This window comes from Rheinheimera sp. (genome assembly GCF_030690345.1).
Taxonomy (GTDB): domain Bacteria; phylum Pseudomonadota; class Gammaproteobacteria; order Enterobacterales; family Alteromonadaceae; genus Alishewanella.
The window spans coordinates 802,235-828,638 of the sequence record NZ_JAUYGV010000006.1 but is presented as its reverse complement, the minus strand read 5'-3'; the positions used below and the strand labels follow the sequence as shown (position 1 = coordinate 828,638).

Here is a 26,404-nt window from a genome sequence, read left to right as displayed (position 1 = left end):
CTGGCAAAACTGTTATGGCGTTAGCTGCCGTAAGCACAACTGTGCCAGCGTTTGCAGTGCCCGCTCCAGCCGGGCGTCTTGCGCAACGGCACAGTTTAAGCGGATAAAGTTACTGTAGCGCGCACTGCCACTTAGCGGCGTCGGTGAAAATATCGCACCCGGCGCTATGCTGATTTTTTCCGCCAGCGCTTGCTGCGCCAGCAGATAACCGTCGACGCCTTGTGGCAGCTCAACCCACAGCACAAAGCCGCCCTGCGGCTGGCTAACGCGGGTACCTGCCGGAAACAGCCGGCCGATACTGCTACTGATACGCTGCACCGCCGCTTGATACAACGGCCGCACCTGGCGTAAATGCCGCTCAAACCGGCCGCTTTGCAGCAGCTTTGCTACGGCTAATTGCGGCAGCGCGGCGGTACTGATATTGCTGATAAACTTCAGGTATTCCAGTTTCGCCGTGTGTTTGGGTGCTATTACCCAACCAAGGCGCAGATCCGGCGACAGCGTTTTGGAAAAGGTGCTGCAGTAAAAAATATCCTGCTTCGGTGCCAGCGCTAAGCAGCTGGCCGGCCGCTGCCCGTTAAAACCCAAGTCACCATAGGTATCATCTTCTATCAGCGCTATGCCGTGCTCAGCCAACAGCGCGGCGATACGTTTTTTGTGCTGATCCGGCATCAGGCTGCCCAGCGGATTACTGTAGTTGGCGATCAGCACACAGGCTTTAACCGGCCACTGAGTTAGCGCTTGCTCCAGCGCATCCGGGTCAATGCCGTTTTGGGCGTCGGTTGGCAGTGCCAGGGCTTTTAAACCGGCGGCCTCCAGTGCCTGCAGCAAACCATAAAACGCCGGCGACTCTATTACTACCACATCGCCTGGCCGGGTTACGGCCTTTAAACTCAGCATCAGCGCTTCCTGGCAACCATTGGTAATGATCACATCCTGCGGCGATACCACGGCGCCATGCAACGCCATGCGCCTGGCTATTTCACGGCGTAATTCGGTTGCACCGCGGCTGGCCTCGTAACACATTAAACGCGCCGGCTGCGCTTTTATCACCTGTTGCAGCGCCTTTTGCAGCGCGTGCTGTGGCAGATACTCTGCCGCCGGCACTGCCGCTCCCAGCCGCATATAGGCTGGGTCGGCGGCAGCTTTAGACAGCGTCAGCGCCATGTGCTGGCTACTGACTGCACTGGGCGCGGCAGCGTGCTGCAGCGGTGCGCTGCTCAGCGGCGGCGGTTGATAGCGCGCTTTAACAACGTAGCCGCTGCGGCTGTTTGCCTGCAGGTAACCTTCAGCTTCCAGCTGCCGGTAACCGGCCACCACGGTAGATACACTCAGCGCGCGGCGTTTGGCCAGCTCACGTACACCCGGCAAGCGCTCGCCACAGGCATATTGGCCCTGCTCTATCTGTTGCTGCAGCTCACTGGCCAGTTGTTGATAACGAAAGCTCACATCCGCTCCTTTGCTGTTAAAAAGCCTGCAGCGCCTGCCATAGCGGCGGTATCACCGACAGCGCCAGCAAGGCGCCCATAGTGCGGTTAAACCATCGCCGTTGCTGCGGCGCCGTTAGCAGCCGCTTTAACCCGGCGCCAAACAGTAACCAACTGCCGGTGCAGGGCAACCCCACCAGTAAAAACACCAGCGCAATCAGCGCCAGTTGCTGCCAGTACACACCCTGCAGGCTGGTAAAAGCCGCAATGGCACCGGTGATCATTACCCAGGCTTTGGCATTAACCCACTGAAACAACAGCGCCTGGGTAAAACTCAGCGGCTTGCTGTTGCCGGTGCTAATTTGCACCGGCTCTGCCGTGGCAATTTTCCACGCCAGATACAGCAAATATACCGAGCCAATAAGTTTAATCAGCTGGTGCAGCAGCGGTTGTTGCTGCAACACCAGCCCGGCGCCTAAACCCACGGCTGCCAGCATCAGCAAAAACCCCAGCTGAATACCGGCCAGGTGCGCCAGGCTTTTTTGCACGCCGTAGTTAACACCGGACGACATAATCATAATATTGTTCGGCCCGGGCGTAATGCTGGTAGCAAAGGCAAAAAACACTAAGGTCCAAAATAATTCCATGCTGCACACTCCTGCTTGCTTGTATTCAGCCGTCACAGTAGCGCGCACCCGCAGCAGAAAATATACACAGTACAGCACAAAAAAAGCAGTACAGATAAGATGAAAATGAAAATAAAGCAGTACAGCCTGCACTTATCATTACATGTCAGTCATTACATGTCAGTCATTACTTGCCGGTCACTGCATGCCCGGAACTGCGGCACCAGGTCACACCAGCTGTGCGATAAACAATTAATTACACAAAACATTATGTTACTGCTTCATAGTTATGCCCTTTACCGTCGCTTAATAAAAAGTCACTTTAGTAAAAAGTCACTTAATAAAAAATGGCTTGGCTGTTATAAGTATCTATTTGGGGTAATTGCTATGAACCTGAGTTCTGTGAATAAATCCGCCGCAAAAAGGCCGGCACCGACCTGGTTGCTGCTGCCATTGCTGGCGTTAGCACTAACGGCTTGTGGCGGCGGCAGTGACAGCGCTACAGCGCCTGAAGATCCGCAAGCAGGTACGCCGCCGGTGGTATCACCGCCTGTTACCACACCGGATCCCGGAGCGGACTTACCGGAGCCGGCGCTGGAAGCCGCCCCCGGTGCCGAAACATCCCCCCTGCCTAAGGCAGATGGCCCCTCTCTGCCGCCGCCAGCGGCCGCGCTCAGACTCAGCCTGGCTTATGATAAAAGCGGCCCTTCTGAACCTGTTGCCGGCATTACGGTAAGCTCATCCGGCGATGAAAATACCAATAACAGCGCAGATAAAGCAGCCGATGGCGATTTAACCAGTCGTTGGGAAAGCGCCTGGAGCAATAATGCCGACGCTGACAACGCCTGGATACAGTTTGATTTTGGCGCCAAAACTGCAATTGGCTATATGCAATTGCACTGGGAAAATGCCTACGCTGAAGAATATGCCATTTATATCTCTGACGATGCTGAAAACTGGTATCAGCTGCGCTATATCGCCGGGGCTCAGGGCGGCACGGAAGAGTTTTTTAATCTGGATATCGATGCCCGCTATGTTCGCCTGCAGGGTATCAGCCGCCACACCCAATATGGCTATTCCTTGTTTGAAGTGGAGTTTAAAACCCCGGGCAGCGACAACTCGATGCCTGTGCTGGATACCTCCTATGTACCCTACCCGCTAAGCGGTAGTGGCCGCCAGCCACTGCCGGCTCCGGCTGAACCGGTTGAAAGCGTGCGCTTTACTCTGGCCGACGGTACTCTGGTAACGCGGTTTGGCATGGTTGGCCGCTCACGCCATGCCCGCGAGCGCGGCGAAGAATGGAACGAAATCGGTTTTGGCCTGAACGAGACCGTCGACGCTCAGGGCAACCCTGCCGACAAAGGCCCGGGCGCGCATTTAAACTTTATTGCCAATTACTTTAAAAACCGCACCTGGGGCGTGGAATTTATTGATAACAGCAATGTCGCCGGCGTTAGCGCACCGAAGATTATCGTTAACCAGTATTATCAGCAGGCGCAAAAAGGCGGTGGTCACTCGTTTGTTCGCCGTTTTGATGAGCCCAATGTTACCGGCTTTGGCTGGATGAGCCCGGGCGATTTACTCGATGACTCCACTTATCTGAGTGACGGTGCGCCCTGCCCGGTGGTGCAAAAGCCGGCCAATGGCGTGCTGTTAAGCCCCGACAGCGGCTTTAACGGCGTTATCGGCGCCAACGATGGCTGCAGCGTGGTGTTTGATACTTACCCTGGCCACCGAGCCCTGTCTGCCAATGATGATGGCGTACTGGTGCCAAACGGCAGTAACGTGGCAGCAAGAGCGCTGAAAAAAGGCGATATCATTGAGTTTACCGGCTCGTTCTTTTCCACCCGTGAAGCCATGGATGCAATTGGCGATGACGGCGCCTTTCGTTATTACACTAACGAGCTGACCTACGTCATGGGCCAGGGCCTGCGCCCCTGGTATGGCGTGCAGCCGCGCTTAATGAACCAGCCGCTGCCCGACAGCACCCTGCAAGGCGGCCTGGGCTCGGTGTCATACGATTACGCCGACAATGCCAGCTTTATTTTTCAGCAGCCACACAACAATATTGGTATGCAAAATATCCAACGCTTTATGGAAGGACGGCGCTGGCTACACACTAACTTATGGAGCGGCGAGCATAACGAAGATGGTAATGACCGCAATGATGATGGCCGCTACCTGCAGGGCCCGCGCTTTAACCAGTCATCCTGCTTTAACTGCCATATCAGCAATGGCCGCAGCGTAGCCCCCACGGTGCTGAACCAACGGCTGGATACCATGGCAATACGTACCGGAGCCACCGGCACCGACGCCAACGGTAACTATCTGCCGCACCCGGTTTACGGCCAGGCACTGCAAATGAATGCGCGCTCTGCCAGCACCGGAGCGGTGCAAAACTGGGGCAATGCCGCTGTGGTTGCCGGTTTTACCAGTAAAAATGTACAACTTGCCGATGGCACTGTAGTGGAACTGCGTAAACCGGAAATTGCCTTTGAAGGCCCGGTACCTGATGTTTACTCCGTGCGCTCGGCTCAGCCATTAATTGGTATGGGGCTGCTCGAAGCCATTGATGACGAAACCATTTTAGCCCGGGTGCGCAGCACCCCCGATGCTGATGGCGTGCTGGGTACCGCCAACTATGCTTACGATCCTGAAACCGGCGACGTGCGTTTAGGTCGCTACGGCTGGAAAGCCGGTAAAGTCAGCCTGCGCCACCAAGTGGCCAACGCCGCTTTACTGGATATGTCGGTAACCTCGTCTGTTTACCCGAACCGTGATTGTCTGGCCGGGGCAGCACACTGCGACGCCGCCAGCGGCACAGAACCCGGCTTACCGGATGAAGCGCTGCAGTTAATGACAGAATATCTGCACCTGTTAGCGGTACCGGCACAGCGCAGTCTGGTCAGCGGTTACCCTAAAGGCGTATCGCCAATGGCTTATCTGGATGTTGAACCGGCAAAAATTGCGCAGGGTGAGCAGGTATTTAAAACCATCCGCTGTAACGCCTGCCATGTCAGCGAAGTGCAAACCAGCGCCCGCTCAGCGTTTGACGAAGTGCGTAACCAAACTATCCGGCCTTACACCGACCTGCTGTTGCATGATATGGGTGAAGAGCTGGCGGATAACTTTGCCGAAGGCTTAGCCAGCGGCAGCATGTGGCGCACACCGGCGCTGTGGGGCATTGGCTACACCAAATACGTCGCGGCCGGCACTCCTGTGGGCTATTTACACGACAGCCGCGCCCGTACGTTAACCGAAGCCATTTTGTGGCACGGCGGCGAAGCTGAAGTAATTAAAAACCGCTTTGTTAATTTGCCCACCGAAGATCGCGAAGCCCTGCTGGCATTTTTGCAGTCACTGTAACATCAGGCCCGGTGTCAAAAACAGCACCGGGCTTTACCTCAGGCGTTAGCCGTTGTTGTGTTCGCGTTTGCTGAGCGGTTGCGGCGGAACCACAACACCATGGCCAACCCCACCGCAGCAGTGGCCGCACCGGCCAGCGGCACAGCGTTCAGGCCAAAGCCGGCGCTAATCATCAGCGCACCCAACATAGCACCTAACGCATTACCCAGGTTAAACGCGCCTATATTCATCGCCGACGCCAGGCTTGGCGCTTCTGCGGCTTCCTGCACTACCATCGCTTGCAGCGGCGGCACCAGGGCAAAACTGGCAATACCCCACAGCAAGATCAGCGGCGCCACCAGTAGCGGCGACGATATCACCAACGCCAGCATCACCAGCAACAACATCACCGCAATTAACGACGCAATCAGCGTTAAATCCATTGAGCGGTCGGCAAAACGGCCACCAAGCACATTGCCTACCGCCAGGCCAACGCCATATAGCACCAGCATCGCAGTGACAAACATGGTAGAGGCTTGGGTTTCATCCTGCAAAATGGGCACTATGTAAGTAAATACCGTGAACATAGCGCTGGAGCTGACAACAGTTAACAGCAGCGCCACCAGTACCGGCTTTTTGCCCAGCACCCTAAGCTCATTGCGGACATTGGCTTTTTGTTCGTTCACCATCGCTGGTAACGACAACCGCAGCGCCGCCATAGTAATAAGCCCGATAACAGCCATGCCAAAAAACGCCGGGCGCCAGCCAATTACTTCACCAATATAAGCAGCCAGCGGCACACCGCCGATGGTGGCAATGGTCAGGCCGGAAAACATCGCCGCCACCGCACCGGCACGCTTTTCCGGCGGCACCACGTTCATCGCTACTATAGCGCCGACACCAAAAAAGGCGCCATGGTTAAATGAGGTAATGATCCGCCCAAGTAACAGCACGTTATAGCTGTCTGCCAGCGCAGAGATCAGATTACCCAGCGTAAAAATAGCCATCGATAACAGCAGCAGGTTACGCCTGGCCATATTGGCAAACACCAGCGTCATCAGCGGTGCGCCAAGCAGCACACCAAAAGCATAGGCACTGATCAGCATACCGGCCGTCGGAATAGATACCCCCAGATCGCCGGCAATAATCGGTAGCATGCCCATAGGAGAAAACTCTGTTACGCCAATACCAAAGGCACCCAGCGCCAGCGCGAGCAAAGGAATATTGATTTTCATATCAAGTCTCGTTAATTTGTGATGACGCAGAATATACGCAACCTTAAAGCGCAGAAAAACCAGCTGGCGATACATTCAGCTTTGCGCTCAATTCACAAATGAGTGAATCAACAATAAGCAGGTTACAAATGAGCATCACAAAAACTGACAGAGCCGCCGAAATGGCCACCTTTTTATCCGTCGCCTGTACCGGCAGTTTAAGTGCAGCAGCGCGTGAACTGGCGCTAACACCATCGGCGGTCAGCCGTATGATGACCCGGCTGGAAAAGCGCCTCGGTGTGCGGCTTATCGTGCGCAGCACCCGCAGCCTGCGACTAACAGCCGAAGGCGAGTCTTATGCGTTAGCGGCGCGGCGTATTTTAAAAGATTTAGATGATACCGAGCTGACCATTGCCAACCGCGGCAGCCCCAGCGGCAATATAAAAGTAACCACTGCCACCGCGCACAGCCGGCTGACGATAGTGCCGCTGCTAAAAGAGTTTTTGCAGCGCTATCCCGATATTACACTGGAAATTGATGTATCCGACCAGGTCAGAGATGTCGCCTCCGGCCAGGTCGATGTGGCTATCCGCTTCGGTCAGCTACCCGATAGCGGCCTGCATGCCCGCCGCCTCGGTGACACCGGTCGCGTGATACTGGCTTCGCCGGAGTATCTGGCCAAAGCCGGTGTACCGCAAACGCCGGCCGATTTAGCCCGGCACAACTGCCTGGATTTCAGTTTCCGCCGCTTAGAACCCGGCTGGCCATTCAGAGAAAATGGCCACGACTTTATGCTGGCCGTCAGCGGCAATATTATCGCCAACAATGGTGAAACCCTGGTGGAACTGGCGCAGCAGGGTATGGGTATTACCCGGGTTGGCCGTTTCCACGTACAGCAGGCACTGGCAAGCGGCCAGCTGGTTGCACTGCTGGAAGACTATAACCCGCAAGACCGTGAAGCCATTCACGCGGTGTTTATCGGCGGCAAAAATATCCCTGCCAGGATCCGCGTCTTTGTCGATTATCTGGTTGAAAAAATGACAGCAGGCGGCAGTACTGTTGAATAGCAGGAGCATTTTCAGCGTAGCAACAGTCGGCGTGTAACATAGACAGGCATTTCCCGGCGCAGTACACTGAAGCGCTATGTCATTAACAAACAAGGCAAGACCTGTGAATAAAGAAAATTTGTCTGAACAACAAATTGCAGAAATAAAAAACAACTTCGATTTTTTTGACCGCGACGGCAATGGCCGGATTGATTTACCCGAGTTTATTGAACTGCTTACTGCGCTGGCACCGAAAACCAAAGCCAGTCATGTTGAAGAAGGCTTTAAGCTTATCGACACCAACAATAACGGCTATATCGACTTTGCTGAATTTTTAGACTGGTGGCAAGACTGCTGGTGGGAATATTAAAGCGCAAGGGCAAGGCGATCGCCTGCCCTAATCCGCAAAACTGCTGTTAGTTGTTACGCCCGATACACTCAGGTGGACATTGCTGAGTGTTGTACCTGCAAGGTCAGGTAAAAATCAGACCTGACCTTGCAGCTCACTTTCTATAGCTGGTTACAAAACCCGGCGACGTCCATTTCTCTGAGTTGGGTAATTAACTCTTCAGGTTCTGTTATGTCATAGTTGACTGGTAAATCAATATTTACTAAGTCCAGACCGTTACCGCCTTTAGGCTTGTTAAGAATAAATCTGGGACTAATTGCCTTTAGCCCTGAGCTGTTTAATATAAGCTGCTGCGTGCCGCCGGTTTGTCCCACCTTGCCACCAATAGCGTCTCCCGCTACTGAGCCAAAGCAAAAATCCTGCACTACGTTAATAAACAATATGGCGGAAGAGTAACTAAAGCCATCGACCAGGATAACCACCTCGCCCCTAAACTTATTTGGCAAGTCGTTGTTAACCTTCTCAAAACTTTCAACTTCACCGTTTACCACATCACCAACAGCATGCTTTTCATTGCCCTGACCACTGAGTATTTTTACTTTATACGTTGAGCCTGAGCGCCACGGTTTACTTGCTATATAGGGCATTATGGCCTGCTTCCAGGTGTCATCTCCGCCGCCATTTCCTCTGATATCGATGTATAAACGGCGGATTTTCTTTTCGGCAATTGACGTGAAGAAACTATCAAAAAAAGCTTTAAACTGTTCTTTTTCTTCGTAATTTCGAAACGACTTAATTTTCAGTACCGCATCGTCATCCAGAACAGTGGCGGTAAAGTTGCCCGCAAAGCTCTTGTCCGGCAGTAACAAATCTGTACTTTTTTGTTCAGACACATCAATGGAAACATCTTTTAAATAAATATCCTTCTTAAGATCTAAGACAAACTTATCTGCAAAGCCATACAACAACCAGTAATAGATTGAGAATCGGGTAGATAAAATGGCTTCCCGGTGTGTGTCACTATCGCCATGAGTAAGCTGTAACAAGGCTGGCATAATTGACGCTACCGGCACACTATTTATGCTAAGCACCTGATAGCCTTTTAGTTTGCTCTCATCTCCATTGAGGCTGGACAGCACTACAAGCGCGTTGTCTTTTATCTTAAATTGAAAAGGCAGCACCCTTTCACCTTCATCTATGCTTTGGCGAACAAGCGCGTCCAGGGAATTTGGCGTAACAGACAGGTGGCCATCATTAAACCGGCTGTTGAATTTCATTAATTCAAGCCAGAACGCTCTTCGCGTTATTGGTTTATTCAGCCCGGATTTCAACCTGTCCACGTCTTGATAAAACGAAGCCGGATTTTTAACTGTGTACGCCAAATCCGGATGGGTTGACTCAATAAACTGCAGCCATTTATCTATGTCTTCTATTGCGACTTCCGGGGCAATAAGGCTATCTGGTTTTAAAACCTCTGCCGCAGTAAATTTGGATAAGCAAGTCAGGAGCAGGCATAACGTGAGGGTTAGCAGGCGGTTTTTCATTATTATTCTCTCTGTTAAAACCTGTTAGTCGTAACAAAAAGAGAAAACGTTTAAACGCGCAGCAAGTGCTAATTAAAAACGGCAGAGCAGGAGTAATTTTCATCCGGCAGCAATTATCGCGATCTGAAGTTAATCCAGTCGGTAACGTTGCAATAAGGCTGCATATGCCGCCGATGCTTTATAGTGCTGCAGTGCTTGATCAAATTTGGCCACAAAAGCCGGCGTTACGGTGCTTTGTTTGCTAAAAGCAAAAAAGATCTCGCCATAATCCAGCGCCGGATATAACACCTGTATTTTGTTGTTTTCCAGCTCGGTTTTCAGCGTATGCTGCGCCACGACCAGCGAAGCAATACCCAGCTGCAGGCGGCCGTTTAGCAGTTGTTTAAATAGCATGGTATCTGAATCTACTACTTCGGCCCTGTTAAACTGCAGTTGCTCCAGCGCCATACTGTAGAAGTAGCCGCGCACTACCGCGATGGTTTGCTGCTCTAAGCTTGATAACCGGCCATCATACTGCACCGGACAAGGTTGGGCGCATAGCAATACCAGCGGCTCGCGATAATAGCTTTCGTTACTAAAGTAGAATTGTGACGCTCTGGCCGGATTTTTATAAAAAACGCTTATCACGTCGGCCTTACCACTGGCGACATGTTGCATCATTCGGTTCCAGGGCAAACGCTGCCAGTGTAGTGTCAGTTGCAACTCTGTTGCTACAGCCTGTAATACTTCAACAGAAAAACCGCTTAATGTCTCGCCCTGCTGATAATAAAACGGTGGGTAGTCCTCGGCTGACGCAACCACACGCAGAACCTGGGCATGCAACTGAAACAACATCAGCAACAAGCCGGTTAGCAAAAAATAACTGTGCCGGATAATCCAGCGCTGCCTGCGATGTCGATAAGCAGTGCTACTGTCCATAGCCACAACTCCTGTCGGGGGCCTCGTCAAATTGTAGTCTGTAGCGCAGCGCTTGGCATGCGTTATTTAGCGTTATCCACAACTGCATTCGAGCTGGCCAATGCCCCCGATAAAGCCATGCGCGCAGTTACCTGTTCTGACGAACTAATGGTCAAATTTACCAGGATATTTATTTTTCGTTTAGTGACACAACGAAGGTTAAATTCAACCAATTGATTTATATCAATTTAAATTTTGGCACAGTGTATGAATAACTAGTGTAGAAATACGCCATGCTTAACATTAAAAGGATTAGCACATGAACAGAACCATCGTCATTATCTTGTTAGTTGCCTTAGGTATTTACTGCTTTCCAACCTTAATCGGCTTAATGGCAACAGCCTTTGGTATTGCGGTTGGCGTGGCAGCTACCCTGTTTGGCATTGGCATATCGCTGCTGTTCAGCGTATTGCCGTACCTTATCCTTGGCTACCTGGTATGGTGGCTGGTGCGCGACAACCGCAGCCGCCGCCACAGTTAAACACAACCCAAAGCAAAGCGCCGGGCGCGCGAACCGGCGAATGCCTCCGCTAAACAACAGCATTACCTTAGCCAAAGCTGATAGCACTTAACACTTAACTGCAATTTGGTTGCAATCAATTACACTTCGCAGCTTTGCGGCGCGCTAACATCCAGGCTACTCCATAGCTGAGGAATAGCATGATGAATATTAGCGCCCTACCCCTGCTCGCTGGCAGCCTGTTGCTGCTAAGCGGCTGTGATATTGAATACGGCACCTTGCCGGCACACTATTATGATTTTCGCGATGGCGCTCAGCAGTGGCAGCCGGGGTTTTCTGATTACCCCGTCGACAACGCTGATATTTTTGAACTTGAAAGCGGTATCCGCCCACTGCCAACAGGCTTTTCCGGCACAGGCTTTTATCTGGCCGGCATGAACCGCAGCGACGATTTGTTTATGTACATCAAAAAACAAATAACCGGGCTGGAACCCTCCACCCGCTACCAGCTGTCGGTTTCAGTGCGCTTTTTAACTGATGCCGGCACAGATTGCGTTGGTATCGGCGGTGCGCCTGGTGAGTCGGTTTACTTAAAGTTTGGCTACGCCGCCGCAGAGCCAAAACAAGCCGGTTACTACTTAAATGCCGATAAAGGCAACCAAAGCCAGGACGGCACCCAGGGCCGCGTGATCGGCAATATTGCCGCAGCGGATATAGGCTGTGATGGCCAAAAATTTGCCAGCAAAGCCGTGACCGATAGCAGCGCCACACCGCTGCACTTTACCAGCAATGCTGATGGTACTATCTGGGTATTTATCGGCACAGACTCCGGCTATGAAGGCCTGACCCGGCTGTATTACCAGGAGCTGGATCTGCGCATCAGAGCTATTTAGCGGCAATTGCTAAGCAGGTATCAGTTGCCGGCACTACAAGGTCAAAGCCGTGCCGGTATATTTGCCATGACAGTTGTCAGGCAGTTTTGCTGACAAAGTGTCCTTTCCCACTGGCCGCAGCTAAGTAATAATGCCTCTGTTAATTATGCTTCTGAGGCAATGCCGATGTTTATCCGCTCGCGCAAATTTATACTGCTGGCCCTGGTAAGCAGCATCTTGCTGCTTAGTCAGCTGCCACTGCTGATCACCACATTTTGGCCGGTAGCATACCAGGGCAAGGTACAAAGCCATTTCTATCTGCCTGACCAGGCAGGCCCGGATAAGCCAGCGCCATTAATCGTTGTATTTGGCGGTTCAGAAGGTGGCATACCCTGGGCACACAGCAAAAGCGCTTCGCAGCGCCAGCATTATCTGGATGCCGGTTTTGCCTTACTGGCTATCGGCTATTTTGGTCTACCCGATACACCAGCAGGGTTGGACAGGATAGAACTAACCAGCATAATTGCTGCAATCGATAACGCCGCGGCACAACCGGGCGTAAGAGCTGAAAATATAACGCTGCTTGGTACATCAAAAGGGGCAGAATTGGCACTGCTGCTCGCCAGCCGCAACAGCAATATTAGTACCGTAGTTTCCGTGGTCGGCGCCGATGCGGTATTTGGCAGCTCAGAATGGTACAGCACCAGCTCGTCCTGGGTCTGGCAACAACAACCGGTTTCGTTTGTACCAATCGATTTGCGCAGTGTTCTGCCTACGCTGGTACACGGCGATTTACGCCGCAGCTACGAGCTGGCAATGCAGAACCACAGCGCCTATCAGCGAGCCAAAATTCCGGTAGAGCAGATGCAGGCTGATGTACTGTTTATTTCCGGCACCGCCGATGAAGTATGGCCTTCCAGTGAAATGTCCGACCGGATGATGGCTCGCCTGCAACAACATCAGTATCCTTTTGCCTATCAACACCTGAAAATTGAAGGCGCCGGCCACGGCGGCTTGGGTAATAAGTATCAGCCTGAGATCATGGCTTTTATCCAAAAGTCGCAGCAACGCTGATACTGCTTTAATAAAGACTGATGTCTAAAATACGCTAACCATCTGCTGCCGGAGTCTGAAATGCTCAAATGTGACTTACATGATTATATTGAAATTGTCTGCTTGTACCATTATCCGCTAAAGCTAACGCTAAGCAGCGGTGCTGTGCTTAGCGGCACAGCGCTAACCACCCGCTATAACGACCAGCGGCAGGAATGTTTGGTTATCAAACAAAACGATAATGATGAACTGGTGCTGCTGGAGGATATAGCACTGCTTGAAGTCACAGTAGCTAATCCGCATTTGCAGCAAGTGCGGTTTAAGTAAATCAGGTTGCAGGCTCTGAACACAGCAAACCGAAACAACACGGCTATCAGCCATGCCAAACAGTGCATTATTTACCACCTACAGCAAGGATGTTGCGTTATGCCCGGTTTCTTCAGCACCACGTTAATTATGGCAGTGCTCAAACGCTGCCCAAGCGCATTATTTTTATGCTACTCACTTACCGCTTGCAGTGAGACGGTGCAGCAGCGCGAGGCTGAGCACTATATTCTGCCGGCAAATTATGTTGGCGCCTTTTACGTTATTTTTGATCAAGCCAGCGGCGAGCCCTTGCAGTACCAACACGACGCCCGCCGGTATCAGATCCCGGCCAATGGCGTATTGTTAACACAAGCCAAGATGAGCGAGGGCGCCATTGCCGCCGATAAACTGCGCTTTTTTCGCCGGGATACGCCAGAGCAGCTGACAGAGATAACAGCACGCTGGTTAACCAGCATAGATACAGAACAAGCGTATCAGGACAACAATACTTACATTTTCGGCGGCGGCCCGGGCGTTTACAGCAGCTCAGAGCTGAAGTGCAACATCCACTTTCGCGGCTTTCATATCGGCACGAAAAGCCAGATCCTGGACAAGGTAAACCACTTTGATATTGAGAGTTTTATTCAGCAGAATAAGCTTGGTTGCGATTAATCCCGGAATATAATCCTGCTTGATATTTCTGAATTTATAATGGCGTTTGCTTTATGTCCAAAATCCTGATCACTGCACTTTTCGGCTTATTAAGCACAACTGCAAACGCCGGCCTCACACAACTGGAACTTAACTGTAACCTGATCCCGCTGGATTATCCCGGTTTTAGTCTGGACGACATACAAGAACGCACAGTAATGCTGGATGCCGCAAATCCTGCCGCCAAGCCACTTTTCACTTTAAAAGACCATACTTTTATCGTTAGCGTTAACCGCACAGATATTACCGATATACCGCATATTCTGGATTTTTATCTGGAGGTACAGCCTCCAGCCCCGGCTGCGCCGGTACGAGCGTTTAGTGCATCTTATTTCAGCCCGGGCACAGGCAAACATCACAGCAGGCTGGAGCTACTGCATTATGGCAATAAAGCTGAACCCTATCCCACGGGCCAGCTGGTATTTGAATGCCAGCAGTATGAGTAAAAACACCGCTGTCACTTCACTTTCAGGGCCAAAATCCATCGCCCCGAGCCCAACACTGCCGAATTTTAGAAGCTATGGAGCAAGCGCATAAGCAAGAACGGTTTAAACGCATCGCCAATTGCTCGCTTGATGACCATAACTTAGGTAATAATAAACGCGAGCAGCTTGCGGCAAACATAAAATTTAACGAATGTCAGAAGCAAAACTCTATTTACGCACTTTCATAAAATATATAGAGAAAAAATAAATGCGCTTTAGCTTTCCCTGCCGGTTTTTACTTATTTTTTCGCCACTATTGCTGGCTATTTTTATCACTTCACAATCAACAGCGTCACAGTTTATTAAGTGTCGAGACAAAAACGGAAATGACATTTTCACTGACGATCAACAGCAATGCACCGTCAACGGTAAGCCTACGCAGCCGGCTGTAGAACTTGCATCTAATCGCACTGCTGCAAGCTTAACGTTTACCGTTAGCTATAAGGACCCACAGGGATTAATAAAAAACAAAACACTGTACGCTGAGAATATTAAAGCGGCAGGAAAAGCTTGGGAGCAACACCTGGCTGGCAGCGCAACAATCGAGATCTTGGTACAAGTTGTACACGACAATATGGGTAGACACAGCGCACATAGCAAGAGGTCGTATTATGTACGCACTATAGCTGGCAAGAGAATTTACGAACAAGGTGTCGCGTTTGAAATCCGAACAGGTATAGACCCCAACGGTGCAGAACCAGATCTTATAATCACTACAGATCGAAAAGCACTGGACGGCATGTGGTTGGACGAAGAACCTTATCAACGATTGAAACCTGTAGCCGTAGGCAAAATAGATAGTATGTCGGTATTTATACACGAACTAGGGCACGCTTTGGCTTTCAGTGGTTGGCTTAATATTAATACCCAGTCCAGCACTGAAAACGTTAATTATTCCACCTATGACAACAATATTCGCTTTGTTAATGGTAACCCTTACTTTACTGGACCATTCGCAGAAGCAGTATATGGGGGCTCGGTTCCTCTGGCTTTTAAGAGCAATTCATATGCACATATTGGAGATGCAGATAAACACAGAGGGCATGCACTGGAAAATACAATCATGAACGGCATAGCCTTTTACTATAGCAGAAGGTACAACATCACCCCCTTAGACTTGGCTATAATGCACGACAGCGGCGTTGCATTAAACTCCTCGTCTTTAGCGTTCATAAAAAGAGCTTTCCACAAAAATGCATCAGTAACAGCAACAGAATGAGCTGAGTGTGCAAAATTTCAGTTTGCAAAACTAACTACCGCTTCAACTGCCAAGGGTCGACTGTTTGTTGGTCGGCAGCCGTTCTCAGCCGCACATCAGCGTCTTTGGCTGGATGATTGAGGCATTGAAAGTTGTCTCAAAACTGCTGCCGGAACGCTTGTGCCATCAGACCAAGCTGATACATCAATTGGTTAGACTTGGCCAAGTCATGCGCGTTGGGTTGCAGAATGGCCATTAATAAATAGCAGTTTTCGTTGGTGAAACCGCGGCAGTAAACCAAGTGAGTATCGCTGGTTCGCTTTGCCTGTGTAATAAAAATGGGAAAACCAGCGCCGCTTGCCGCGAGGTGAATATGCCTTACCTGCTCTTGCTTGATAATGTCGAGGTTAAACGGGTGATCGTACGGCACATCCTTACCAAACAAGGCGGGCAGCTTACCTGCCTTGTACTTTTTAAAGTCAGCGATTAACGCAACACGCTCATCTGCCGTTAGTGCTTCATCTAATACCTTGCTGGTAAAAACCCGTATCACTCACTGAATTCACTCAACTTTGCGCTATCAGCGTTTAACAACAGCTCTTCGCTGACACGGCTTATTTCTTTTAGCCTTGCTGCTGCCGGGCGAAACAGTCCCAGATCTACGGTGCCGGATGCTTCAATAATGCGCAGCATTTTTTCATACAGCTCAGCGCTTAACATATAACCAGCAGGCTTGTTATTCGACAACACCGCCACGGGTTCATCAGTAAAATACTGGCTTAAATTCTTACGGGCTTCAGATACTGAAACCGCCTTTTCCGCCAAAATAGCATGTGACGCCATGCAACACCTCAAAGTACATTATCATGTACATAATTAAGCACAGGCGTAGTATGGTACTTAGGCAGGCAGATTACAAGCTGACAAAAACAACAAAGGCCGCATTTGCGGCCTTTGTACTAAACACTCAACTTAGAAAAATTACTTTTTCTTCGCTTTCGGGTTTGGCAGGTCGGTGATTGAGCCTTCGTACATCTCGGCAGCTAAACCAATAGACTCGTTCAACGTTGGGTGCGCGTGGATGGTTAACGCGATATCTTCAGCGTCGGCACCCATTTCTACTGCTAAGCAGATTTCGCCCAGCATTTCACCGGCGTTGATACCAACAATAGCGCCACCCAGAATACGGTGCGTTTCTTTGTCGAAAATCAGCTTGGTAAAGCCTTCTGTACGGGCAGAAGCGATAGCACGGCCTGACGCTGCCCACGGGAAGGTAGCAGTTTCAATTTTTAAGCCCTGCTCTTTAGCTTCTTTCTCGGTAACGCCGGTCCAGGCCATTTCCGGGTCGGTGTAAGCTACTGATGGAATGCAGCGCGGGTCGAAGTAGTGCTTCTGGCCGGCAATCACTTCAGCCGCTACGTGGCCTTCGTGTACTGCTTTGTGCGCTAACATTGGCTGGCCGATAACATCACCGATAGCATAGATATGGCCAACGTTGGTGCGCAGTTGCTTATCAACATTGATAAAGCCGCGCTCGTCTACGTTAACACCGGCTTTGGCAGCATCTAACAGCGCGCCGTTTGGCTTACGGCCAACCGCTACCAGGATCTTGTCGTAACGTACCGCTTTTTCCGGGGCGTTTTTGCCTTCGAAAGTAACGTATAAACCGTCTTTTTTCGCTTCTACGCCAACAACTTTGGTTGACAACATAATGTTGTAGTTGTCTTTGTTGTACTTGGTGTAGGCTTTAACGATGTCGGCGTCGGCTGCCGGTACTAACTGATCAGCAAATTCTACTACTGATACTTTAGAGCCCAGCGCACGGTATACGGTGCCCATTTCCAGGCCGATAATACCGCCACCTAATACCAGCATTTCGCCCGGAATATCTTTTAATTCCAGTGCACCGGTAGAATCGATAATACGGTCATCATCTTTTGGAATAAACGGCAGTGATACCGGCTCTGAACCGGCAGCAATAATGGCGTGCTCAAAGGTAATTTTGGTGTCGCCAACCTGTAAGGTGTTAGCGCCGGTAAATTTACCGTAGCCGGTAACTACCTTAACTTTGCGCATTTTCGACATACCGGCCAGGCCGTTAGTCAGCTGGCCAACTACTTTGTCTTTCCAGCTGCGGATTTTGTCCAAATCAATTTTCGGCTCACCAAAGGTAACGCCGTGTGATGCCATATCGCGGGCATCGTCAATCACCTTAGCAACGTGTAATAAGGCTTTAGATGGAATACAACCTACGTTTAAACACACGCCACCTAAGGTGCTGCGCGCTTCAACCAGGGTAACTTCTAAACCTAAGTCTGCGGCACGAAATGCTGCAGAATAACCACCAGGGCCTGCGCCCACGACTACTACCTGAGTTTTGATATCGTTGCTCATCGTATTACCTTTTCATTGAGTCGGTGTTCTGACAGCGTCACTTTGTAGGGTACGGCTATCAGGCGAAAAAAGTGGCAGAATTTTAACATCCTGCCTGAGCGATGTCCCGTAACTTTTCAGTACGGGACACAAAATTCGCTCTTAGCGAAACATTACATAATGATCTGACGAATATCCGCCAGATAGCTGGCCAGGGTGGCAGTAAAGCGTGCTGCCAGGGCGCCGTCAATTACCCTATGGTCGTAAGAAACACTCAGTGGCAGCATCAGCTTAGGCTCAAACTCTTTGCCATTCCATTTTGGTTTAATGTCCGATTTAGACACACCCAAAATGGCCACTTCCGGTGCGTTAACAATAGGCGTAAACGCCGTACCGCCAATGCCACCCAGGCTGGAGATGGTAAAGCAGCCGCCCTGCATATCGGCAGAAGTTAACTTGCCCTCGCGCGCTTTAACAGAGATGTCCTGTAACTCGCGTGACAGCTCGATAATGCCTTTTTTGTTTACGTCTTTAACTACCGGTACAACCAGGCCGTTTGGCGTGTCTACCGCTATACCTAAGTGCACGTATTTTTTAAGGATCAGGCTTTGGCCATCTTCTGACAACGAGCTGCAGAAAGTCGGGAACTCTTCCAGTGCTTTAGCGACCGCTTTCATAATAAACACCAGCGGCGTGTACTTAACGCCGAGCTTTTTCTTCTCGGCTAAGCTGTTTTGCTCTTTGCGGAAGTCTTCCAGCCCGGTGATATCGGCTTCATCAAACTGGGTAACATGCGGAATACGCACCCAGTTGCGGTGTAAGTTGTTACCCGACAGCTTCTGAATACGTGACAGCGGCTTGGCTTCTACTTCACCGAACTTGGCAAAATCTACTTTTGGCCAGGCGATTAAGTCAAAGCCCATGCTGTTACCTGAGCCAGAACCTGAAGACGCCGCACCGCTTTCAGCTTGTTTTACCAGCTGCTTCACGTAGTTTTGCACATCTTCTTTTACTACGCGGCCTTTACGGCCAGTGCCGTTAACCTTGGCCAGGTTAATGCCGAACTCACGCGCTAAACGGCGGATAACCGGTGAGGCATGGGCATAGGCGCTGTTTTCAACAAAGCCATCGGCCGCTGTTGCAGCAGCTGAGGCTGCAGGTGCCGCTTCAGCTTTGCTTTCTGTTTTAGCTGGTGCAGCCTCAGCTTTAGTTTCCGCTTTGCTTTCTGCTTTTGCTGCTTCAGCTTCTGCCGGTGCAGCATCGGCCGCACCTGTGGTTTCAAACACCATTATCAGGCTACCGGTTGACACCTTATCGCCAACGCTGATTTTAATTTCTTTTACCTTGCCGGCAAACGGCGCCGGTACTTCCATACTGGCTTTGTCGCCTTCAACGCTAAGCAATGACTGATCTTCGCTTACCGTGTCGCCTACTTTCACCATTATTTCGGTAACTTCAACGGCATCACCGCCGATATCCGGTACTTTTACATCCTGCACGCTGGCGGCTGCTTTGCTTTCAGTTTTGGCTTCGGTTTTGCTGTCAGCTTTTGGCTCTGCTTTAGCTTCTTCTTTCGCCGGTGCGGCGTCTGCTTTAGCGGCGCCTTCACCTTCAAAGGTCATAATCAGGCTGCCGGTTTTAACCTTGTCGCCTACTTTTACTTTAATTTCTTTTACTACGCCGGCGTCATTGGCCGGTACTTCCATAGAAGCCTTGTCGCCTTCTACGCTGAGCAGTGACTGATCAGCGGCGACCTTATCGCCAACCTTAACCAGGATTTCGGTGACTTCAACTTCATCAGCACCAATATCCGGAACATGAATTTCAATAGTCATGTGCAATCCTCTTATGCGTACAGCGGGTTGGTTTTGCCAGCGTCGATGCCGAATTTCTTAATCGCATCTGCCACTACCGCTTTTTTCAGTTCGCCCTGTTTTACCAGCTCGCTCAGTGCCGCTACTACGATATAACCGGCGTTCACTTCAAAGTGACGGCGCAGGTTTTCGCGGCTGTCAGAACGGCCGTAACCGTCGGTGCCCAGCACCTTGTAAGACGTAGCCGGAATAAAAGCCCGTACCTGGTCGGCATAGTTTTTCATGTAGTCGGTCGCAGCAATTGCCGGCGCGTTGTTCATTACCGTAGCAATGTAAGGCGTTTTGGCTTTGGCATCCGGGTTTAGCATATTAAAGCGCTCGCAGTCCTGGCCATCACGCGCTAACTCGTTAAACGAGGTTACCGAGTACACGTCAGACGCTACGCCGTAGTCTTTGCTGAGTATTTCTGCTGCTTTGCGCACTTCGTTTAAGATAGTGCCCGAGCCCATCAGCTGTACCTTGCCGCGATCGCCGTTTAAGCTTTCCAGCTTATAAATACCGCGGCGAATACCCTCTTCGGCGCCTTTTGGCATAGCAGGATGGTGGTAGTTCTCGTTCATTACGGTAATGTAGTAATAAATGTTTTCTTGATCTTTGCCGTACATACGGTGAATACCGTCATGCAGAATAACCGCCAGCTCATAGGCATAGGTTGGGTCGTAAGAAATACAGTTTGGCACTGTGCCGGCCAGAATATGGCTGTGGCCGTCTTCGTGCTGTAAGCCTTCGCCGTTTAGCGTAGTACGCCCTGCGGTAGCGCCTAACAGGAAGCCGCGCGCTTGCTGATCACCGGCCATCCACGCCATATCGCCAACCCGCTGGAAGCCGAACATGGAGTAGTAGATGTAGAACGGGATCATCGGTAAATCGTTGGTGCTGTACGACGTGGCCGCCGCCACCCAGGACGACATAGCGCCCAGTTCGTTAATACCTTCCTGCAGTACCTGGCCGCCGATATCTTCTTTGTAGTAGCTCACTACAGAGCGATCTTCCGGGGTATAAGTTTGGCCGCCCGGGTTATAAATACCAATTTGGCGGAACAAGCCTTCCATACCAAAGGTGCGGGCTTCGTCGGCAATAATCGGCACTACTTGCTTACCGACATGCTCGTCTTTCAGCAGAATATTCAGCGCCCGCACATAAGCCATGGTGGTAGAGATATCACGCTTTTGTTCTTCGAGCAGGCCGTCAAAGGCGCTCAGCGCCGGTAACGTCAGTGGCTTGGTAAAGTTAGGTAAACGCACCGGGGTGTAACCGTTTAACGCCGCACGACGGTCGTGCAGGTATTTCAGCTCCGGCGAGCCTTCGGGCAGCTTAATGTACGGTAAGTCGGCTACCGCTTCTTCGCTGATATAATCTTCCAGGCCTAAACGCTTACGCAGTTGCAACACGTGCGTAAGGTCCATTTTCTTCACCTGGTGGGCAATATTTTTGCCCTCTGCTGCTTCACCCATGCCGTAACCTTTTACGGTTTTGGCCAGGATAACAGTAGGTTTGTCGGTGCATTCCTGCGCCGCTTTAAAGGCAGCATACAGTTTGGATGGTTCATGGCCGCCGCGTTTTAAGTCGAAAATTTCTTCGTCGGTCATATCGGCAACCAGTGCCGCAGTTTCCGGATAACGGCCGAAGAAGTGCTTACGTACATAGGCACCGTCGTTGGCTTTATACGTTTGGTAATCGCCGTCTACGGTTTCGTTCATCAGTTGCAGCAATTTACCGGTGGTGTCTTTGGCCAGCAGTTTGTCCCAACCACGGCCCCACACTACTTTAATAACATTCCAGCCGGCGCCGCGGAACAAGCCTTCCAGCTCCTGAATAATTTTACCGTTACCCATTACCGGGCCATCCAGCCGCTGCAGGTTACAGTTGATCAGGTAACACAGGTTGCCCAGCTTCTCACGGGCAGCAAAGCTTACCGCACCGCGTGATTCCGGCTCGTCCATCTCGCCGTCACCCAAAAAGGCATATACGCGCTGTGCGCTGGTGTCTTTTAAACCACGGCCGTGTAAATATTTTAAAAACCGCGCCTGATAAATTGAGGCTATCGGGCCTAAACCCATAGACACGGTTGGGAACTGCCAAAACTCCGGCATTAATTTCGGGTGCGGATAGCTGGATAAGCCTTTGCCGTCTACTTCCTGGCGGAAGCTATCCAGTTGTTCTGCAGTTAAGCGGCCTTCAACAAAAGCACGGGCATAAATACCCGGCGAAATATGGCCCTGGTAATAAACTAAATCGCCACCGTCTTTCTCGTTCGGGGCGCGGAAAAAGTGATTAAAACAGGTTTCATAAAACGCCGCTGAAGACTGGTAAGACGCCATATGGCCGCCTAAATCCAGCTCTTTTTTCGAGCCGCGCAGCACTATCATAATGGCATTCCAACGGATCACCGAGCGGATACGTCGTTCCAGGTTAACATCGCCAGGATATGCCGGCTCTTGCTGCGTAGGAATGGTATTAATGTAGTTAGTGGTGACGCCGGTAGGCATGGCTACACCGTCTAACCGCGCTTGCTCTAACACCTGCTCCAGCAGGAACTGCGCCCGCTCGACCCCTTCAGTGCGAACAACCGATTCCAGCGCTTCAAGCCACTCTTTGGTTTCCAGAGCGTCGATGTCAACTTTACTGACTTCAGACATATCGAGGTTTCCTTTGGTTATGCACGCCTGTGCTATAAATGCCCATGTGCGTTAAATGAGTTATCAGCCTTGTTGGGTGCGACGTAACGAACGTTCAATACGCGAACGCTCTTTACCTAAATCCAACAGGGCTTCTTCGATAAAGGCCAGATGACCATTGCTGGCCTGGCGCGCCTTCTCCGGCTCGCCGTTAATGACCGCTTGCATCAGCCGTTGCCGATGCGAGTTCAGCTGGCTGACAATGCCTTCCTTCTGCTGCAGGGTTTCCAGGTTAACCCGGATATTCTGCTCCACCAGTGGCGTTAAGCCGCGCACTAAATGCAGTAAAACCACATTATGTGACGCCTCTGCCACAGCTAAATAAAAACTGCCCACCGCTTTGGCTTCTGCATCAATGTCACACAACTGCTGTGCCTGACATATAGCGTCATAATGTGCGGTAATCTGCGCAAAATCTGCTGCCGTGCCACGCAGTGCCGCGTAATAAGCACAAATGCCTTCTAAGGCGTGGCGAAACTCCAGTAAATCAAATTGTGACTCGGGGTGGCGTGCAATCAGCTCAAACAACGGATCGGTAAGGCCAACGGCCAGGTTATCGCACACATAAGTACCACCGCCCTGGCGCCGGCTCACCAAACCTTTGGCTTCCAGCTTTTGAATCGCTTCACGCAATGATGGCCGTGACACGGCAAACATTTCCGCCAGGTCGCGCTCCGGTGGCAGCTTTTGCCCCGGCGCAAAACTGCCTTCGAGCAACATGTTTTCCAGTTGCTCGACTATGCGATCAGAGAGTTTCGCCGGTTTAATTTTAAAATCTGCCATGCGCCGCCATGTTTGCCTGTTGCAGAGCTTAGCTTCAGCTCACTGTAAATTGGTCTTACCAATTTATTTTTAGTGGCGTTAAGGTAGCAGTTTCTGCATAACAAGTAAATAAAGCAGAGAATCTATGCAAAGGCAAAAGCGGAAAATAGTTAGAGTAATAACTCAATAATGCACAGGCATGACAGTGGCTGAAAAAATTGGTCTGACCAGGTAGCTATTGCGGGAACTGCAGCCTGACACAGGTGCCTGCTGCGCTACTTTCAAGCTGATAGCGGATCTGCGCTTTGTCACAAAGCCGCTTTACCAAAGATAAACCTACGCCCATACCCTGGCTGCGCTCACCTTTAACACCGGCTTCAAATGCCTGGTCGCGGATCGCCGCGTCTATGCCGCTGCCGCTATCCTGAATTGTCAGTATGTTCCGGGTGAAACTAATACTGATCACACCTGCGGCAGTGTAATCAAACGCATTCGCCACCAGATTATTCAGTAACATCAGCAGCACAGTGTCATTTATTACCACACCGGCGTCCTCGCTGATATTCAGCTGTAGCTGCACCGGCTTTGCCTCCAGCTTATGCTGCTGTTGCAAAATGCTTTGCTCTACCGGGCCTAGCAGCGCCACCCGCTGTGACGCTGGCAGTTGCTCGCGCGCCAGTAACATCAGCACCGCTATACTCTGCGCGATCTGTTGCTGCGCGTGTTGCAAGCGCGCAACATACTGCGCCTGTTGCGCTGTCAGCGGCGTATGGCACAACAGTGTCAGCGCCCCCTGACTGATGGTAACCGGCGTGCGCAACTCATGTGATACGTCCTTAGTAAACTGCTGCTCGCGACCGATGAATTCGGCCACCCGCTGACGGGCTTTTTGCAGTGCCCGTGCCAAACGACCAATTTCGTCCGGCGCAAAGTCATCTGCAAAGCTGCCGGTTAACGGCATGTCCGGGTTCAGGCCCGTGCTGTCGACCAGTTGCGTTAACTTATGTAAGGGTTTAAGCACACGCCTGGCCAACAAGTAAGCGAAGCCGGCAGAGCAAAGCACCACGATGGCCAGCAGTGTAAGTAAAAACAGTGATAACTGCGGCCGCATTTGCCTGACCACCAGTTGCTCTGTGACATCCGCCAGCAAAAAGCCCTGTGACAAGCGGATCAGGTGATAATGCTGCCCGCTGTCTAAAGCAAATTCGTTGCGCAAAGGCGCATGTTGCAACGTGGCTTGGATTTGCTGCGGCAATGCTGAAACATCAGCATAATAACTTACAAACTGCAGACGGGGCTGTATCGCGCTAACGCTTGCTAATTGCTGCTCTGCATAGGCCGCCTCAGCCTGTAACAGCGTTTCAAACACCTGATCTTCGGTATGATAAGCAAAAATAATGGTACTCAAACCAAACAACAACCCTACCAAAGCCGAACCAGCGATAAAGGCCAACAGAATGCGACTTCGCAGTGACAGCACTTTCATGTTACAGACTCTGCTTTTAATGCAAAGCCGACACCCGATTGGGTTTCAATGCTAACTGAAGCACCATGCTGCTGCAGGATTTTGCGTAGCTGGTACAAGTGCGAGCGCAGCGCATCCGACTCTGTTGGTTCATCGCCCCAAATTTTGCTGCAAAGCTCGCTGCGGCTCACCGGGCGCGGGTATGTTTCCAACAGTATGCTCAAAAGCTGAAAACCAATAGGTTTTAGCTCTATCAGTTGGCTATTGCAGCACACCTGATGCAGATGCCTGTTAAGGCTAATATTGCCCAGCGCCAGCTGATGATGCTGCTGCACATAACGCCTGGCCAACACCCGGACCCTGACCCATAGCTCTGCCAAATCAAATGGTTTTACCAGGTAATCATCTGTGCCGGCGCTGAAACCGTCCAACTTGTGCTGCAGGCTATCGCGCGCTGTTAACATCAGGATTGGAATATGCCGCGACGCTTTGCAGCGCAGCAAGGTACATACATCGAGGCCATCTAACCGGGGCAGGGTTAAATCCAACACAATAACATCGTAATAATGCTGCAAAGCCAATTCAGCGCCCCGGCGACCATCCAGAGCAAAATCAACTACAGCGCCCTGCATGGTAAAGTAGTCGGCAATATTGGCCTGAATGGCGCGGTTATCTTCAATTACCAGCACAGTTAACCTGTTATCAGTTGTCATTACAGCCATTGCTCAAAGTGCTGCACATAACCGGCCGGCAATAAGTGGCCACCGGCAAACTTATAGTGCAGCTTATCGATATTGGGTAAAGCATTAAACAGCTGCATATTTTCCTTCTCACTGGCGTACTCATCATCATTGGCACTTAACAGCAATACCGGGTTATCCGCCATGCCGGACAGCAGGCTCAGAGGCGCGACTATGGCGGTACGGTTGCTCATATGCGGCGGCACTACTGCCGCAACCCGCTTAATTCTGGTGTCAACAGCCGCCAGCAGTAAACTGACCTGAGCGCCCATACTGTACCCTGCAATATCAATCCGTGTCGCATCAAATTGCGGTTGGCTGCTAAGCCAATCCAGCAACACCCGGTGGTCGCGCACTGTATCTATCAGCATCTGCTCATAGGGCTCACGCTCTCCCCACCAATGCAGGTTATTAATAATATCAACGATACTGTGCTCCGGGTCTTTCCGCTCTCCGTGGTTACGGGCATCTATGGTAACCACGGCATAGCCTTTTGCCAGTGCCATGGCGGTAATTTTGTCGGTACTCTCCCGCGTTGGCCGCTGCTTATAGCTATCCTGCCACCAGCGTACATGAGCCCGCCCCATGGCATGGGCACCAATCAGCACCGGCAGCGGTTGTGAAGCGCCGCTAACAGTTTGGGGTAAACGCATGTAGCCATTTACCCTGGCGCCGTCAAAGCTGCTGTAGTAGAAATGATAGCCGTTGTTGTCATCCGGCTGCAGTGTTACATCGACCGGCTGCGACAACGTATAAGCATAGCGCTGGCTAATATCGCTTGCCGTGACGGTATAGGGTTTTAAGCCAAATAAGGCATACCAGCCGGCGGCCAGTGCGGTGATAACAGCGCCTAAGGTTAACAGCATTTTCTTCACTCCGGTTTTGCTCATTTTAATCACCTGCTTCAGGTTGCGTTTAA

At 51.0% G+C, this 26,404-nt stretch carries 24 protein-coding genes; 10 read left to right on the top strand and 14 right to left on the bottom strand.

Translation table 11 applies throughout. The features are described from left to right. Window positions 1-12: 12 nt before the first annotated feature. Both Q8O77_RS08345 and Q8O77_RS08340 read right to left on the bottom strand, forming a co-directional pair. On the bottom strand, window positions 13-1,449 hold the full coding sequence (locus Q8O77_RS08345; RefSeq protein ID WP_305552397.1) for a PLP-dependent aminotransferase family protein: 1,437 nt from the start codon (window positions 1,447-1,449) through the stop codon (window positions 13-15). A gap of 16 nt (window positions 1,450-1,465) precedes the next feature. Beyond that, window positions 1,466-2,074 (bottom strand): LysE family translocator, encoded by a 609-nt coding sequence (locus Q8O77_RS08340; protein WP_305552396.1) that lies wholly within the window; start codon window positions 2,072-2,074, stop codon window positions 1,466-1,468. Window positions 2,075-2,440: 366 nt separating this feature from the next. Between Q8O77_RS08340 and Q8O77_RS08335 the strand changes: the two genes are divergently transcribed. Then, a complete protein-coding gene (locus Q8O77_RS08335) occupies window positions 2,441-5,419 on the top strand; it encodes a di-heme oxidoredictase family protein (RefSeq protein ID WP_305552395.1) in 2,979 nt (992 codons plus the stop codon). A gap of 38 nt (window positions 5,420-5,457) precedes the next feature. Here the strand turns inward: Q8O77_RS08335 and Q8O77_RS08330 are convergent, their stop codons facing one another. Further along, complete coding sequence (locus Q8O77_RS08330; RefSeq protein WP_305552394.1) at window positions 5,458-6,633, bottom strand: MFS transporter; 1,176 nt, start codon at window positions 6,631-6,633, stop codon at window positions 5,458-5,460. 128 nt (window positions 6,634-6,761) lie between these two features. Here Q8O77_RS08330 and Q8O77_RS08325 point away from each other — a divergent pair, with 128 nt between their 5' ends. Further along, window positions 6,762-7,679, top strand: a complete 918-nt coding sequence (locus Q8O77_RS08325; protein ID WP_305552393.1) for a LysR family transcriptional regulator — start codon at window positions 6,762-6,764, stop codon at window positions 7,677-7,679. Window positions 7,680-7,782: 103 nt separating this feature from the next. Continuing rightward, a complete protein-coding gene (locus tag Q8O77_RS08320) occupies window positions 7,783-8,028 on the top strand; it encodes an EF-hand domain-containing protein (RefSeq protein WP_305552392.1) in 246 nt (81 codons plus the stop codon). Window positions 8,029-8,168: 140 nt separating this feature from the next. Here the strand turns inward: Q8O77_RS08320 and Q8O77_RS08315 are convergent, their stop codons facing one another. Next, a complete protein-coding gene (locus tag Q8O77_RS08315; RefSeq protein WP_305552391.1) occupies window positions 8,169-9,551 on the bottom strand; it encodes a S41 family peptidase in 1,383 nt (460 codons plus the stop codon). Window positions 9,552-9,680: 129 nt separating this feature from the next. Further along, window positions 9,681-10,469: an ABC transporter substrate-binding protein gene (locus Q8O77_RS08310; RefSeq protein ID WP_305552390.1), complete on the bottom strand. Its 789-nt coding sequence runs from the start codon at window positions 10,467-10,469 to the stop codon at window positions 9,681-9,683. A gap of 298 nt (window positions 10,470-10,767) precedes the next feature. Here Q8O77_RS08310 and Q8O77_RS08305 point away from each other — a divergent pair, with 298 nt between their 5' ends. The 7 genes from Q8O77_RS08305 (at window position 10,768) to Q8O77_RS08275 (ending at window position 15,614) form a co-directional block, all read left to right on the top strand. Next, entirely contained in the window at window positions 10,768-10,989 is a 222-nt protein-coding gene (locus Q8O77_RS08305) for a hypothetical protein (RefSeq protein ID WP_305552389.1), read from the top strand. Between the two features lie 179 nt (window positions 10,990-11,168). Continuing rightward, on the top strand, window positions 11,169-11,861 hold the full coding sequence (locus Q8O77_RS08300; protein ID WP_305552388.1) for a hypothetical protein: 693 nt from the start codon (window positions 11,169-11,171) through the stop codon (window positions 11,859-11,861). Window positions 11,862-12,026: 165 nt separating this feature from the next. Beyond that, complete coding sequence (locus Q8O77_RS08295; RefSeq protein ID WP_305552387.1) at window positions 12,027-12,914, top strand: acyl-CoA thioester hydrolase/BAAT C-terminal domain-containing protein; 888 nt, start codon at window positions 12,027-12,029, stop codon at window positions 12,912-12,914. A gap of 60 nt (window positions 12,915-12,974) precedes the next feature. Beyond that, window positions 12,975-13,220, top strand: a complete 246-nt coding sequence (locus Q8O77_RS08290) for a Rho-binding antiterminator (RefSeq protein WP_305552386.1) — start codon at window positions 12,975-12,977, stop codon at window positions 13,218-13,220. A 99-nt stretch (window positions 13,221-13,319) separates the two neighbouring features. Continuing rightward, a complete protein-coding gene (locus tag Q8O77_RS08285) occupies window positions 13,320-13,871 on the top strand; it encodes a hypothetical protein (RefSeq protein ID WP_305552385.1) in 552 nt (183 codons plus the stop codon). 53 nt (window positions 13,872-13,924) lie between these two features. Further along, window positions 13,925-14,356: a hypothetical protein gene (locus Q8O77_RS08280; protein WP_305552384.1), complete on the top strand. Its 432-nt coding sequence runs from the start codon at window positions 13,925-13,927 to the stop codon at window positions 14,354-14,356. Between the two features lie 247 nt (window positions 14,357-14,603). Beyond that, window positions 14,604-15,614, top strand: coding sequence for a hypothetical protein (locus tag Q8O77_RS08275; RefSeq protein ID WP_305552383.1), 1,011 nt, complete (start codon window positions 14,604-14,606; stop codon window positions 15,612-15,614). Window positions 15,615-15,750: 136 nt separating this feature from the next. On the opposite strand, the gene Q8O77_RS08270 is transcribed toward Q8O77_RS08275, so the two are convergent. From Q8O77_RS08270 to Q8O77_RS08230, 9 genes are all read right to left on the bottom strand, one after another. Beyond that, complete coding sequence (locus Q8O77_RS08270) at window positions 15,751-16,146, bottom strand: type II toxin-antitoxin system YafO family toxin (RefSeq protein WP_305552382.1); 396 nt, start codon at window positions 16,144-16,146, stop codon at window positions 15,751-15,753. Beyond that, window positions 16,143-16,436, bottom strand: a complete 294-nt coding sequence (gene yafN / locus Q8O77_RS08265; protein WP_305552381.1) for a type I toxin-antitoxin system antitoxin YafN — start codon at window positions 16,434-16,436, stop codon at window positions 16,143-16,145. Before yafN ends, Q8O77_RS08270 begins: the two co-directional genes overlap by 4 nt. Before the next feature lie 138 nt (window positions 16,437-16,574). Then, complete coding sequence (gene lpdA, locus Q8O77_RS08260) at window positions 16,575-17,987, bottom strand: dihydrolipoyl dehydrogenase (protein ID WP_305552380.1); 1,413 nt, start codon at window positions 17,985-17,987, stop codon at window positions 16,575-16,577. A gap of 152 nt (window positions 17,988-18,139) precedes the next feature. Further along, a complete protein-coding gene (gene aceF / locus Q8O77_RS08255) occupies window positions 18,140-19,801 on the bottom strand; it encodes a pyruvate dehydrogenase complex dihydrolipoyllysine-residue acetyltransferase (RefSeq protein WP_305552379.1) in 1,662 nt (553 codons plus the stop codon). An 11-nt stretch (window positions 19,802-19,812) separates the two neighbouring features. Then, window positions 19,813-22,479, bottom strand: a complete 2,667-nt coding sequence (aceE, locus tag Q8O77_RS08250; protein ID WP_305552378.1) for a pyruvate dehydrogenase (acetyl-transferring), homodimeric type — start codon at window positions 22,477-22,479, stop codon at window positions 19,813-19,815. 63 nt (window positions 22,480-22,542) lie between these two features. After that, on the bottom strand, window positions 22,543-23,301 hold the full coding sequence (gene pdhR / locus Q8O77_RS08245; protein ID WP_305552377.1) for a pyruvate dehydrogenase complex transcriptional repressor PdhR: 759 nt from the start codon (window positions 23,299-23,301) through the stop codon (window positions 22,543-22,545). Window positions 23,302-23,515: 214 nt separating this feature from the next. Next, window positions 23,516-24,766: a HAMP domain-containing sensor histidine kinase gene (locus Q8O77_RS08240; protein ID WP_305552376.1), complete on the bottom strand. Its 1,251-nt coding sequence runs from the start codon at window positions 24,764-24,766 to the stop codon at window positions 23,516-23,518. Further along, window positions 24,763-25,458, bottom strand: coding sequence for a response regulator transcription factor (locus Q8O77_RS08235; RefSeq protein ID WP_305552375.1), 696 nt, complete (start codon window positions 25,456-25,458; stop codon window positions 24,763-24,765). The genes Q8O77_RS08240 and Q8O77_RS08235 overlap by 4 nt, the downstream gene beginning before the upstream one ends. Beyond that, entirely contained in the window at window positions 25,458-26,375 is a 918-nt protein-coding gene (locus tag Q8O77_RS08230) for a S9 family peptidase (protein ID WP_305552374.1), read from the bottom strand. The genes Q8O77_RS08235 and Q8O77_RS08230 overlap by 1 nt, the downstream gene beginning before the upstream one ends. Window positions 26,376-26,404: the final 29 nt, after the last annotated feature.

What these genes read in the sequence shown, in the direction of transcription:
- Q8O77_RS08340 (WP_305552396.1), bottom strand. Translation starts at nt 2,074, where the DNA reads ATGGAATTATTTTGGACCTTAGTGTTTTTTGCCTTTGCTACCAGCATT.
- Q8O77_RS08335 (WP_305552395.1), top strand. Translation starts at nt 2,441, where the DNA reads ATGAACCTGAGTTCTGTGAATAAATCCGCCGCAAAAAGGCCGGCACCG.
- Q8O77_RS08330 (WP_305552394.1), bottom strand. Translation starts at nt 6,633, where the DNA reads ATGAAAATCAATATTCCTTTGCTCGCGCTGGCGCTGGGTGCCTTTGGT.
- Q8O77_RS08325 (WP_305552393.1), top strand. Translation starts at nt 6,762, where the DNA reads ATGAGCATCACAAAAACTGACAGAGCCGCCGAAATGGCCACCTTTTTA.
- Q8O77_RS08315 (WP_305552391.1), bottom strand. Translation starts at nt 9,551, where the DNA reads ATGAAAAACCGCCTGCTAACCCTCACGTTATGCCTGCTCCTGACTTGC.
- Q8O77_RS08310 (WP_305552390.1), bottom strand. Translation starts at nt 10,469, where the DNA reads ATGGACAGTAGCACTGCTTATCGACATCGCAGGCAGCGCTGGATTATC.
- Q8O77_RS08305 (WP_305552389.1), top strand. Translation starts at nt 10,768, where the DNA reads ATGAACAGAACCATCGTCATTATCTTGTTAGTTGCCTTAGGTATTTAC.
- Q8O77_RS08300 (WP_305552388.1), top strand. Translation starts at nt 11,169, where the DNA reads ATGATGAATATTAGCGCCCTACCCCTGCTCGCTGGCAGCCTGTTGCTG.
- Q8O77_RS08295 (WP_305552387.1), top strand. Translation starts at nt 12,027, where the DNA reads ATGTTTATCCGCTCGCGCAAATTTATACTGCTGGCCCTGGTAAGCAGC.
- Q8O77_RS08290 (WP_305552386.1), top strand. Translation starts at nt 12,975, where the DNA reads ATGCTCAAATGTGACTTACATGATTATATTGAAATTGTCTGCTTGTAC.
- Q8O77_RS08285 (WP_305552385.1), top strand. Translation starts at nt 13,320, where the DNA reads ATGCCCGGTTTCTTCAGCACCACGTTAATTATGGCAGTGCTCAAACGC.
- Q8O77_RS08280 (WP_305552384.1), top strand. Translation starts at nt 13,925, where the DNA reads ATGTCCAAAATCCTGATCACTGCACTTTTCGGCTTATTAAGCACAACT.
- Q8O77_RS08275 (WP_305552383.1), top strand. Translation starts at nt 14,604, where the DNA reads ATGCGCTTTAGCTTTCCCTGCCGGTTTTTACTTATTTTTTCGCCACTA.
- yafN (WP_305552381.1), bottom strand. Translation starts at nt 16,436, where the DNA reads ATGGCGTCACATGCTATTTTGGCGGAAAAGGCGGTTTCAGTATCTGAA.
- lpdA (WP_305552380.1), bottom strand. Translation starts at nt 17,987, where the DNA reads ATGAGCAACGATATCAAAACTCAGGTAGTAGTCGTGGGCGCAGGCCCT.
- aceF (WP_305552379.1), bottom strand. Translation starts at nt 19,801, where the DNA reads ATGACTATTGAAATTCATGTTCCGGATATTGGTGCTGATGAAGTTGAA.
- aceE (WP_305552378.1), bottom strand. Translation starts at nt 22,479, where the DNA reads ATGTCTGAAGTCAGTAAAGTTGACATCGACGCTCTGGAAACCAAAGAG.
- pdhR (WP_305552377.1), bottom strand. Translation starts at nt 23,301, where the DNA reads ATGGCAGATTTTAAAATTAAACCGGCGAAACTCTCTGATCGCATAGTC.
- Q8O77_RS08240 (WP_305552376.1), bottom strand. Translation starts at nt 24,766, where the DNA reads ATGAAAGTGCTGTCACTGCGAAGTCGCATTCTGTTGGCCTTTATCGCT.
- Q8O77_RS08235 (WP_305552375.1), bottom strand. Translation starts at nt 25,458, where the DNA reads ATGACAACTGATAACAGGTTAACTGTGCTGGTAATTGAAGATAACCGC.
- Q8O77_RS08230 (WP_305552374.1), bottom strand. Translation starts at nt 26,375, where the DNA reads ATGAGCAAAACCGGAGTGAAGAAAATGCTGTTAACCTTAGGCGCTGTT.